Here is an 11,777-nt window from a genome sequence, read left to right on the forward strand (position 1 = left end):
GCTGTTTTTATGAGTACATAGTAGCATAAGAAAAAACTTTCTTCCGTGACTTAATCACATTCCTGATGTGAATTATCGATTATCGGACACGCCTTAAGCGGAAATGATAATCTTCCCCTCCTGAACTTCTATCCGCACGCGATTTCCTTCGATTCCCGCCTGCTCCAGTATGCCCTTGGTAAGCTGCACTCTTCCAGCTCTATCGAGCACCGCAAACTCCTCCTGCATATTCTCTGTCTCCAGCTCGCTTACATCCAGATGTTTCATTCGTTCTAAATAACCTTGCTTCATGACACGCTCACTGCTGATTTTTCCATCGCGTATCATGACCACCCGGTCTACCTTTTTGGAAAGGCTCACATCGTGGGTAACGATAACGATGGTTACTCCCAATTCTCTGTTCAGCACACGGAACATGTCCTGAATCATCAGGGATGTTTTCTGATCCACCGCCCCCGTAGGTTCATCCGCTAACAGAAGCTTCGGCCTATTGGCGAGAGCTATGGCGATAGCCACCCTCTGCTGTTCTCCGCCCGATAATTGATGGAGCAGACTGTCCTTGCGGTGAGACATGCCTACCAGCTCCAGAAGCTCCAAAGCTCTCTCCCGTCTCTTAGCCTCGCTTCTCATCGCTTCGTTATCTTTGCAAAACTGCATCGGTACTTCCACGTTGCGGATCGCGCTCAGATAAGGGAACAGATTTCTGGAATTCTTCTGCCAGACGAAGCCTACCGTATTTCTCTTATAATCCACAAGCTGCTTTTCACTCAGACGGAATAAGTCCTTGCCGTCCACAAGAAGCTGCCCTGCGGAGGGCTTGATAAGGCCGCCCACCATATTGAGAAAGGTTGATTTACCGCTGCCGCTGTTGCCTACCACCGCCATCAGTTCGCCCTTTGCCACATTCATGTCAAGCCCCTGCAGTGCCATGACCTCTACCGTGTTCGTCTTATATATTTTTACTAATCCGTCACAAACTATCATCATTTCTTCCAACTATCACACCATCCTCTATTTCGAAAACCGCATCTCCAAGCTCCATCAGGCTGGGATCGTGGGTCGTCATAACAATCGTAACGCCCTCCTGCTCCACCAGCTCCTTAAACAGTTTTACTACCAAAAGTCCGTTATCCGTATCCAGCGCTCCGGTAGGTTCGTCCGCAAACACCACCTTGGGATTATGCGCCAGTGCCCGCGCTATCGCCACTCGCTGCTGCTCACCGCCGGAAAGCTCCTGTGGCATGTGATACATGCGTTTCACAAGCCCCACCTTCTTAAGACATTCCTCCACGCGCTCCTTCCTGTCCTTCTCATAGCCCGCAAGCCTTAAGGAAAACTCCACATTTTCATATACATTCATAACGGGGACAAGTGCCACCGCCTGAAAAATATAGCCCATATGGTATCTTCGAAGCTCTTCTCTCTGGTGCTCCGACATGGCATTCATTTCCTTCCCGTCAAAAAACGCCTTCCCTTCTGTCGGCAAATCCAACGCACTCAGAATATTGACCAGTGTAGTCTTTCCCGAGCCGGAACGTCCCTTCAATATAGCGAGCGTTCCTTCTTCTACATCTATGTCGATTCCTTTAAGGACCGTAATCTCACTGCCTCCGGCAAGAGGAAATTTTTTTGTAAGTGCCGATGTACTTATTATTTTTTTCTTTTCCTTCATCTCTTATCGCCTTTCCACTAATCTTCCCCGAGCTTTAACGCCTGTGCAATCTTCATACCAGCTACCACTTTCGCCAGTATGAGGAAGCATATAGTTAACATAACAGCAAGTACCCCGCCGATTCTTATCATATCGAGAGGAGCGCTTACCACCTCGAAGGACAGCGCATGCTTCTTTGGCAGATAAGCGATCATAAGGAGCGGAATATAGAGATAGGACGCGAAGAAGCCGACAAAGGCGCCTGTCGCTATGGCCGTCATAGATGAAAAAATCTGCTCGTGAACGAGCATGTATTTCACCTCTCCCATGGAAAGCCCCATCGCACGGTATATACCGAACATTAGCTCCCGTTTCTTGATGACCAGAATCCAATGGATTAAAAAGCCGACGGTACAAAGGATAAGTATGATGAGGAAGCTTATGGTAAGCAGACCGTTAGTCACCTGGATAGATGCGTCATTTTTGCTTCGTATCAGCTCATCTTTTGCGCCGACTATATTAGTCAATTCCATTCCTTTTTCCTCTGCCAAATCCTTTATCAGCTCAGTTCCCCTGTCCGCCTTAACCCACACCTCATAGGGAGTAGGGCCAAAAATGCTTACTACCTGACTGTAATTCGCTACAATTAAATAATTATCCGCATAGATGATACTGCCATCGGCCGTCCTTTCCTCCCGGTAGGGAGAATATCCCGGCCATATATCCACGAAGCCATAAACAGTTGCGGTAGCTAAGGCCCTCGCATTGCCCAGCTCATCGAATAGAGTATATTTGATGCTGTCTCCGATCTGTACTCCCATCTTATCGCGGAAATTAGAGGATACCAGTACGCCGTCCGCTGCCTGCGATATATCGTTCAAATAATAATACCAATGCTTATCCAGAGCGTTTTCCTTCATCCACGCAGTCTCTCCGAACTCCTTCGTATGAATCGCCATGAGCGTATTCTGCTCGAATACCTTATCGCCGTAATACATGCGCACGCCGGTATCCCTGATGACCCTGGTCATACTCTGCACCTGCCCGGACAGCTCCTCATAGCGAAGGAAATTCGGTTCTTCATAGGTTACCGGCTTTTTATTCTTCTTTGCGAAGGGCAGATTATTCTTCCACTGCTCGCTGCTTACGATATCCGCTCCCGTATCATAGCGGATCCGCTCCTCGATGCTGGTGTTCATGGTACGAGCCGTATTGGCATAAAAGATTCCCATGGCTATGGTGAGTATGAGGAAAACGGAAATAAAGTTCTGCTTTTTCCCCGTTCTTATAATCTGAAGGAAGGATACGTAAACGGCCGGCTTCCATCGCTTTCTTCCGATGCGGTACACCACCTTGATCACAAGCTTCAAAAGTCTCAGAAAAACCATCCCGCAGCCCAGCATGAAAATCCCCGAGCTCAGGAAAAGAACGGGGTCCATGCTTTCTCCCCGTATGATCTGCTGTGCCAGCGACTCCTGCTGGTTCAAAAGGCTGTACCTTATATAGAGAGAAAGAACGAGCAGTGCTACGTCCAGATAATATCTCTCCCAGAACGACTTTTCAGCCATATTTTTCTTATTCTTTATTTCCACCACACTGAGCGCCGTATATCTGAGCACCGGCAATGTCATGAACATTACCGCCGCCAGAATCGCCGCCAGTACGGAGACAGGAAGTCCTATATCCGGCGCAATGCGCATGCGCCGCCCTCCTACGAATTCCATAAACGCGTTAGCGCTTCCTAAAAGGGAGGCGAATACCCAGCCCAACAGGACGCCGAACACTGCTCCCGCTATGGCCAGGAGGAAGGACTGGGCGAAATAGATGCCAAGAATCTGTCCGTTGCCCACGCCTCTGCTCTTTAGCATGGCGATTTCATTCTGCTCCATCTCGAACACATGGGAGGATACCATGTACAGGAATACCATCAGCAGCACCAGAAGAGGTATCTGCAGTGTCCTCATGGTCGCCTTTACCTGATTCTGTGCATCCATATAGCTGCCAAGAAGCTCTCCCAGCCCCGAATTGACCGTCATCTTCACTGCAGGAGGGTTAGCCGTTATATCTGCCAGACCGGCTATGGTTTCATCCGCCTGCTTAAAGCTCATGCTCTCATAATCCAGAAGCACATCATAGATAAGGCTCATATTTACCGTATCTGCGTCCCTGCGCCCCATGATTTCGTCCAGTGCGGCCTGAGAAATGAATAGATTGTTCTCATAGCTGCCCGGGAATCTCACCCAATAACTGTCATGGCTGTCATTTTCCTTAAAAATTCCTGCAATACGGATTTTAAGTTCTTTTCCATCTTTCATCTGTGTCTTGGGAAAGGTTATCATCTCCCCTACGGAAAGATTATAACTAAAAACCATGCTCTCATTTACGATACATTCATATATACCTTCTTCATCTGCGGCCTCGGCAAAAGGCTCTCCCTTTAATATCTTTGTATGTTCCTCCATATTATCCATATAGCTGGGGATAAAAAAGTAGTCCTGCTTAGAATCATCGCTCTGATAAGAGGGAACACCTAAAAGACTGTCTGAGGTAAACAGCATAACGTTTTCTCTTTCCTTAACGGGGAGCTTGTCTTCAATTGCCGCACTTACCGTCCCGCACACCGTCTTTGCCTGAGCGACAGCGGTCTCCTCCCTATCAGTATATGCAAAGGGATAGACAGCCTCTACCAATGCCGGATATGTATTATTCTCTCCTATGTAACTATCGAACTTGTTCTGCAACAGCTTATTAAGCGCAGCTCCCTGATAGAGCACATTTCCGGCAGCGACGCTGACCAGGAGGATGATCCCCAAAAAGGTGCACATATTCAGCCATTTTTTATGTATCAATTTCTGCCATACAAATCGAATCATCGCCTTCTCCTAATTCTCCAATATAATTTCCTGCCCTGCGCGCAGCCCTTGTATAATCCAAGCCTTATTTGCATCGTTGTAGCCCATGGTCACATACTGCTTCTTCATCTGTCCCTCTTCCAGAAGCCATACGTATCTTCTGTCATTCTCGTTATAAATTGCCCGGGTATCTATGATAATCGCGTTAGGCACGCTCCAAAGTACCACATTTACACCGAAGGACTTCACGTCTTCATAGGACATCCCTTCCTCCAGCGCGATATAGGAAATCTTCGTCATCTGGGGATTGTTCTCGCTAAGCAGGCGTTTTTCGTTATACATCGTCCTCACAGCATCCTGATAGGAACTGATTACCTTACCCTTCAAATCCTCTTCGGTCTGGTATAAATCCACAGTCACCTCTCTATCCATGGGAACTACCTCTTTATCCTCGGTGTAGACCATGATATTAAGAGAAGAAGGATCTGCTATCTTGCAAAGGAGGGTATCCTTAAGGATAGAATAGCCCTCGGGTGAGGCTGTTACCTCCGTAACGATTCCCGCCCCCGGAGCTTTTACCTCGATAATGCCCGATTGCTCCCCTGCCTTGTCGATATTCCGATTTAATTTCTCGGCCTCATATTGGTAACGGGCGTCCTCCAGTTCCATGGAAAGCTTTATTTTATTTAACTCCTGCACCGTTTTCTTGTACTCGAAGGTATTCTCCGTTTTGTTTTCTATCATGGCGCTTATGCGTTTCTGCCTCTTGTCCGCTTCTTTATTATCCAACGTTCTCTGGAAATCGTAGGAGGCCTTCAATTCTTCTAATTCCTGAGCATATGCTTCTTTCATGCTTTCCCCTTCGTCTGCTGCCAGAATCGCTATCGTATCGCCCTGCGCTATCTCCATCCCGTTTTTCACCTTGAGTTCCTGCAATACGGCAGCCTCGGGTTTTACCAGGACACGCAAGGCGGCAGTCTGCTTCATATTGGTCTGATCGTATTTTTTTACGATTTCAAAGGTACTTTTCTGTGTCTTTTCAATGGTATGCTTATTGCCGGGCATGTCGCTTATCGGGTAATATATGTTTTCTCCTCCTTCAAGCCCTTCCTCTATCTCCACCGCATTGACCGTATGAATACCGGGAGTCACGCTCCGTTTAATTTTCTGTCCGTTTTCCAGTACATAGACAAAATACTCGCCGTTTTCGCTGAAAAGGGAATCGGGAGCGGTACAGATCACCTGCTTCTTCTGATTGGATAAAAGATAAACCGTTGCGTTTCTTCCAATCAGCTTTGCGATAGCTGCATCGTCCTTCGTACCGAAACGTGCTTCCAGACTTATTCCGGCATCGATTGCTATCCGCCTTTCCTGATCAGAATAAGGAAGATATTCCAGTTCATATTTTTCTCCGTCTATCTCCGCATAGATTTCCGTCGCCTTCTTTACCTTGGCATCCACTATATCTGCCGATATGTAAGCCAGCTGTTTGCCGGAGATCAAGACAACGATTTCCTCCGCATCCACGCTGCCCGCAGTGTTATCCGCTGAAAACTCTTTTACATATACAACATAGCCGCTTTCCTTTGCCTTCAGATAGGCATTGTCCGTCTTCTGGTCATAGAGACTTAGCTGTTTACGCTTTTCTTCGATGGCTATCTGCCTTAGGCCTCTTTCGTATTCCGCTTCCTCTTTATCTGCTTCCAGCGCCTTTGTCATATCCTGAATAGCCTTTTTCTCCTCTTTTGTATCCTTGCTTTCGGATATCGCCATGGAAAGCTGCATCTGCGCTACCGTCATATCCGCTTCGTCCATCCTCCGCTGACACTCGTCTTCTTTTTCAAGCCAGGCAATATCGCTCCTGAGCTGATCTCTCCGCCTTTCATCGTCCGACCTGTCCATCACGGCAAGCACCTGGCCTGCCTCTACATATTCTCCAAGACGTACCGAAATCTTCTCCACGAGGCAGGCATCGGGAAAAGCATAGCTTACGGCATAAGGCTTTACGCTCCCGGCATATGCCTCTATGTCAAATATATCTTCTCGCTGTGCGATTCTGCCGGAAAGGCTCACCTCCACCGGTTCCAAAAGCTCCGGCATCGGCACCTGCTTTCCGCACCCACCAAATGACATAGTTGTCATACCAAAAATGATACATAAAACTGCAATTTTCTTTTTATAACCCACAAGCCCCATAATTACGTCCATACCTTCCGCCATTTGAAATTCTGAAAATCCAATATTATAAAATATGGTTTTTGCTCATTCATACAGCATTACCATATCATCCTGCTCAACTCCTGTTATTATTTGCGCATAGTCTGCATTGACCGTTCCGGTCTGCACTTCTACAGGATTCGTGAAGCCGTCCTCTTCCATTTTGTATACATAGCTCTTCTCTCCTACGGTCACGATCGCATTCTTCGGCACGTATAAAACGCCCTTTACCACTCCGGTACTCCATAATACTTCTCCATATGTGCAATCCTCAGGAATCGTATAACCCTCCTGAAGTCTTACATCTACCTCAGTAACACCCTCCGACTTTTCGGCTCTGAGGATTTGAGCCGGATATTCCTCCTCATTCACCAGAAGGCTTACCTTCTGCCCCTTTTCAAAGTCATTCTCTGCCTTCGTATTACCGGAGAACTGCCGGGCTGTCGACTGCAAGGTCAGAAAAACTTGCTTTTCATCCGACAGGAAACCCTCTCCATAGCGCTCTATTCTCGCTACCGTACCATCTATATCCGCATAAATCCGATGCTTTTCCAGCTTGCTTTCCTGCTCCTTCAGCTCTCCCTGCGTTTGAAGCAAATCATTATCCAGCTGCTGAAGCTGCAATTGGTATCGGCCTATGGACTCCTGCCTCGCGTCTTCCTTCTCTTCAATGTATTCCGTTCTTTGCCTTGTCTCCTCCAAAAGCTGCTCGGTATGCTGGATATCCAAGGCGATGGTTTCCTTCTTCGCTTCCAGAGAAGTTATTTCATTCTTAATATCCTCGCTTTGAAGCTCCGCCAAAAGCTGGTCTGTACTCACACTGTCTCCTTCCTTTATGTAAACCTTATCAATGCTGATACCGGATATGCCAAAGCGAAGCCCGTGCTCCTCCGTAGTGGTCAGTTTTAGGAACAAGGTCTCCGCATTTTCCAAATCTCCGCGCTTTACATAGCCATAGCTTGCACCGCTGGCATCATAAGAAGGAATCGTTATCTGATTTTTCACCTCTTCCTCCTGCCGCAGCAGCCCGCAGCCAGTAAAAGCCAGCATAATCAGGCACGATACTCCCGTTACAAACATTCTCTTCCTATCTCTCATAATCCCACCTCATTATTTTACTTAATCGATTAAGTAAATTTGCAAAAAAATACCCATGAATTATACCTTTTATTATATAATCCATGAGTATATTATTCAATAGTTATTTTTTCGCTTCGTTATATCGTGTTACTGTTCACTCCGTTCACAGTAATTGCCCGACAAATGGACTTTTAATAAACTTTCACGGGCAATCGAATTCGGCGCAGGAGTCTTTTGGTTCGGATTCGATTGCCTTCGATATCTGATAGAAGTCCATTTGTCGGACAATTACTGTAAAGAGGGAAAACAGTAACTATATCGCCTCTATAACAACTCCATGGGCAATTCCCGGTACGGTCTGTCCTTCGTTGAAGCTCGTCTTAGACAATAGAGCTCCGGTAGGAACGAACAATACGCGCTTCCATACACCTTCTTCTATCTTTTTTAAAATATAGGCGGACAGGGTTACCGCACTGCATCCGCAGCCGCTTCCTCCCGCATGTGTATCCTGCTCCTTGGCATCGTATATCTCGATGCCGCAGTCCATATGCTGTCCGGCTATATCCATATCCTTTTCATTCAGCAAATCAAGCAGCACATGCTGACCCACTGTTCCCAAATCTCCCGTGATGATCTTATCGTAGTCCGACGGCCTTCTGCCAAAGTCCTTCAGGTTATTATAAATGGTATCGCATGCCGCCGGAGCCATGCATGCTCCCATATTCATGGAATCCTTCAGGCCGTAATCCATAATCTTCCCCGTAGTGATTCCACTGATTTTCGCCCTCGCTTTCGTCCCTTTATCTCCGCTTAACAGGAACGCTCCGCTCCCCGTTACCGTCCACGATGCCGAAAGCGGCCTTTGATTGCCATAGGCTAGGGGAAAACGGAATTCCTTTTCCGCACTGGCAAAATGACTGGAGGTCACACAGACCACATGCTCCGCAAATCCGCCGGATACCGCCATCGCTCCCATTCCAAGTGTCAGACCGCAGGTAGAGCACGCACCGTACATTCCGATTAACGGCATTTCATAGGATGCCAGTCCGAAGCTGCTGGCGATGGACTGCCCTAGCAAATCCCCTGCGAATATATATCTTATCTCTTCCTTTTTCATTCCGGCTTTACTCAGCGCTAAAGATACCGCATCCTTCTGCAAACTGCTTTCTGCCTCTTCCCACGAATCGCAGCCGAACATATCGTCCCCGCCTATCATATCGAACAGCTCCGCTAAGGGGCCCTGTCCTTCCTTTGTACCGACTATGCTGGCACTTTCCCTTATATACACTGGAGTTTTCAAATCTATGCTTTGCTTCCCCATGGAACAAACGTTTTTTTCCTGACTCATACTATACCCACGCTTTCCGGTTATTTGTTACTGTTCACTGCGTTCTCAGTAACGATTACTTTCGTTATGTATAGTATTATTTGAAAAAAAAAGAAAATTATTCGAAAATATTATTCAAAAACAGTATTATCCGGGAATGGGACTATTCCTCATCTCTTACGATTCCCTTAGACATGAGAAATTGTTTCCATTTCTCATAATATTGTGCCTTCAGGTGAATCTCATCCGTGGTGTAGTCTTCCTCCAGATTCCCATGCTCATCGCATACGGCTTCGTTGACGTCGATATAGAAAATTTTTATATTATCCGCAATTTTTTCTATCGCTTCGTTTCTCTCGTTGATATTCGTATTGTTGAAAATCGGATCCGTTTCGTTTTTCGTTCCGGTGACGCGCATGATACCTTCCACAAAGATAACCGCACCCGGCTGAAGCTCTTCGAGCCTTCCAACCACTTTCTTATATTCCTCTGTGAAGGTCTTTGTCGTACCGGTTCCCAGCTCGTTGATACCGAGCATTAGATATATCTTTCCATACTGCTTTTTCTGCAATGCCGCTTCTACTGTAATCTTATCTCCAGTCTCCTCATCCTTTACGATAGGTTCAGTAAAGACATCGTATATTGTAAGCGACGTCTTCGCAAAGAAATCACACTGTTCCTCCATACCGCCGTATTCAAACAAGCCCACTGTTCTGGAATCGCCGATAAATACCGCATCATCGAAATATTCCTCTCCCACTTGTACAAAGTCATAGGTCCTGTCAGCACTTTCCTCTCCGAGAGCAACCTCTTCCCCCGCAGCCTCGGCCGGAATCTCTTCTTCAAACAAACTTTCCGTATCCGATTGCCCTCCGGCACCCAAAGCATCTTTTCCCTGCTCCTCCTCGCTTCCGATGGGCAGGTTCAGCGCCCCCGAAACCACCTCTATCACGGAACCATACCGGAAAGGTTCCCATGGATATTCCCCTCTGCTGATTCCTTCCAACGTAAGAGCGAGAAAAGGAGTGTCTGCAAAATGATATTCATAGTCCTTGTATATGGAATTTTTTCCGACGATTCCTACCAACGTAAATAGAACACCGCTTATTACGAGGATAAGAAACAGCGGACATTTTTTTATCCACTTCATAACCTCACCCTTCCTTTAAAACTTCAAGTAAGCAAAAGGATTGTTACCCATGCTTACCGTAAAATATACGGACAGCCAGAAAACGCAGACCATTCCTGCGATGACCGCCGGATGCCTTCTGTGCTTTTCCACAAACCGGTATGCTGCCGGAATACACCAGATAACTCCTGCCATAAGATACGGAGCATACATCTTCAGATATTTGAAAATATCCGAGGAATTAACTGCAATGCCCTCTCCTCCGACAAAGGGAAACATTCGTCCTAAGTACAGTCCGAGCTGGCCGATGTCGGTTATCGCAAATAACATCCATGTAATCGGAATCAGAACGAGCACATAACATCTTCCAAGCAACGGATATTTTTGCAGCCACTTCCCGAGCCATAGCTTCTCCAGGACGATGAGTCCGAACAAAACCAATCCCCATAAAATGAAATTCAGGCCTCCCCCATGCCAAAGTCCCGTCAGCAGCCATACGATCAGAAGATTACGCACCGTCTTTTTCTTTCCTTCCCGGCTTCCGCCTAAAGGTATGTATATATAATCCCGAAAAAAGCTCCCCAGGGTCATATGCCACCGGCGCCAGAACTCGCTGATGCTCCGCGACGCATAAGGATGATCGAAGTTCTTGATGAAGGAAAAGCCAAGCATCACACAAAGTCCCGATGCCATGAGTGAATATCCCCAAAAATCAAAATACAGCTGCATGGAGTAAGAAATTGCCCCAAGCCACGCAAGAGGTGTGGATATGCTCTCGTAGCCGATAGTGTGAATATCTTTATCCAAAATTGCCAAACGGTCTGCCAGAAGAACCTTGGTACCAAGTCCTAAGACAAAATATTTCAGCCCCTCCTCTATGCGCTCCCAGGAATAGGTCCTCTTTTCCAGCGTAAAGTTTCCTTCGTCATAGCGCATGATCGGCCCCGATATGATCTGGGGGAACATCATGAAATAAACGGCTGTGCGTTTAAAGGTCGGGAGTGCCTTAATGTCTCTTCTGTATATATCCATTTGAAAAGAAATCATTTTGAAGGTATAAAAGCTGAGTCCCAAGGGCAGGACCTCGTTTCCCGCAAAAGCACCAAGAATTTTAAAAACAACTAACAGCCCTACGTCCAGCAGTAGAGCTGTAATCAGCCATTTATTCCCCTTTTTCTTATCTATCTTCTTATGAAGTTTCTTCCTGCGAAGCTTCTTCTTATTCTTAACTCTATGTTCGGTCTCGTAAAAGCATATTTTTTTCGCCAAAATATAATTCAGCCATACGAACGCCAGAAGGAGCAATATGAAATACGGCTCGCCTACGGCATAAAATACGATACTTCCAAATAATAAGGCCGTATTTCTGTATTTCTGCGGTGTTATATAATAAACGGCTAAGAAAATCGGCAAAAAGCGAAACAGAAATTCTATCCCGGAAAACACTACCATTTTTCTCAATCCTTACTTTTTCAAATTTACACTGTATTTTAAGAGCATTATTATTGTAACACCACATGT

At 46.4% G+C, this 11,777-nt stretch carries 8 protein-coding genes; all 8 read right to left on the reverse strand.

The window, feature by feature from the left end; all coding sequences use genetic code 11:
• Positions 1-93 precede the first annotated feature (93 nt).
• On the reverse strand, positions 94-987 hold the full coding sequence (locus tag V6984_RS17175; RefSeq protein WP_342760035.1) for an ABC transporter ATP-binding protein: 894 nt from the start codon (positions 985-987) through the stop codon (positions 94-96).
• On the reverse strand, positions 971-1,672 hold the full coding sequence (locus V6984_RS17180; RefSeq protein WP_342756829.1) for an ABC transporter ATP-binding protein: 702 nt from the start codon (positions 1,670-1,672) through the stop codon (positions 971-973). The genes V6984_RS17175 and V6984_RS17180 overlap by 17 nt, the downstream gene beginning before the upstream one ends.
• Before the next feature lie 17 nt (positions 1,673-1,689).
• Complete coding sequence (locus V6984_RS17185; RefSeq protein ID WP_342756830.1) at positions 1,690-4,524, reverse strand: ABC transporter permease; 2,835 nt, start codon at positions 4,522-4,524, stop codon at positions 1,690-1,692.
• A gap of 9 nt (positions 4,525-4,533) precedes the next feature.
• On the reverse strand, positions 4,534-6,711 hold the full coding sequence (locus V6984_RS17190) for a hypothetical protein (RefSeq protein ID WP_342756831.1): 2,178 nt from the start codon (positions 6,709-6,711) through the stop codon (positions 4,534-4,536).
• A gap of 54 nt (positions 6,712-6,765) precedes the next feature.
• A complete protein-coding gene (locus V6984_RS17195) occupies positions 6,766-7,818 on the reverse strand; it encodes an efflux RND transporter periplasmic adaptor subunit (protein ID WP_342756832.1) in 1,053 nt (350 codons plus the stop codon).
• A 295-nt stretch (positions 7,819-8,113) separates the two neighbouring features.
• A complete protein-coding gene (locus V6984_RS17200; protein ID WP_342756833.1) occupies positions 8,114-9,148 on the reverse strand; it encodes a stage V sporulation protein AD in 1,035 nt (344 codons plus the stop codon).
• 142 nt (positions 9,149-9,290) lie between these two features.
• Positions 9,291-10,277, reverse strand: coding sequence for a GDSL-type esterase/lipase family protein (locus V6984_RS17205; RefSeq protein WP_342756834.1), 987 nt, complete (start codon positions 10,275-10,277; stop codon positions 9,291-9,293).
• Between the two features lie 15 nt (positions 10,278-10,292).
• Positions 10,293-11,708: an MBOAT family O-acyltransferase gene (locus tag V6984_RS17210; protein ID WP_342760036.1), complete on the reverse strand. Its 1,416-nt coding sequence runs from the start codon at positions 11,706-11,708 to the stop codon at positions 10,293-10,295.
• Positions 11,709-11,777: the final 69 nt, after the last annotated feature.

This window comes from Kineothrix sp. IPX-CK, from assembly GCF_039134705.1.
Classification (GTDB): Bacteria; Bacillota; Clostridia; order Lachnospirales; family Lachnospiraceae; genus Kineothrix; species Kineothrix sedimenti.

What these genes read in the sequence shown, in the direction of transcription:
- V6984_RS17175 (WP_342760035.1), bottom strand. Translation starts at nt 987, where the DNA reads ATGATGATAGTTTGTGACGGATTAGTAAAAATATATAAGACGAACACG.
- V6984_RS17180 (WP_342756829.1), bottom strand. Translation starts at nt 1,672, where the DNA reads ATGAAGGAAAAGAAAAAAATAATAAGTACATCGGCACTTACAAAAAAA.
- V6984_RS17185 (WP_342756830.1), bottom strand. Translation starts at nt 4,524, where the DNA reads ATGATTCGATTTGTATGGCAGAAATTGATACATAAAAAATGGCTGAAT.
- V6984_RS17190 (WP_342756831.1), bottom strand. Translation starts at nt 6,711, where the DNA reads ATGGACGTAATTATGGGGCTTGTGGGTTATAAAAAGAAAATTGCAGTT.
- V6984_RS17195 (WP_342756832.1), bottom strand. Translation starts at nt 7,818, where the DNA reads ATGAGAGATAGGAAGAGAATGTTTGTAACGGGAGTATCGTGCCTGATT.
- V6984_RS17200 (WP_342756833.1), bottom strand. Translation starts at nt 9,148, where the DNA reads ATGAGTCAGGAAAAAAACGTTTGTTCCATGGGGAAGCAAAGCATAGAT.
- V6984_RS17205 (WP_342756834.1), bottom strand. Translation starts at nt 10,277, where the DNA reads ATGAAGTGGATAAAAAAATGTCCGCTGTTTCTTATCCTCGTAATAAGC.
- V6984_RS17210 (WP_342760036.1), bottom strand. Translation starts at nt 11,708, where the DNA reads ATGGTAGTGTTTTCCGGGATAGAATTTCTGTTTCGCTTTTTGCCGATT.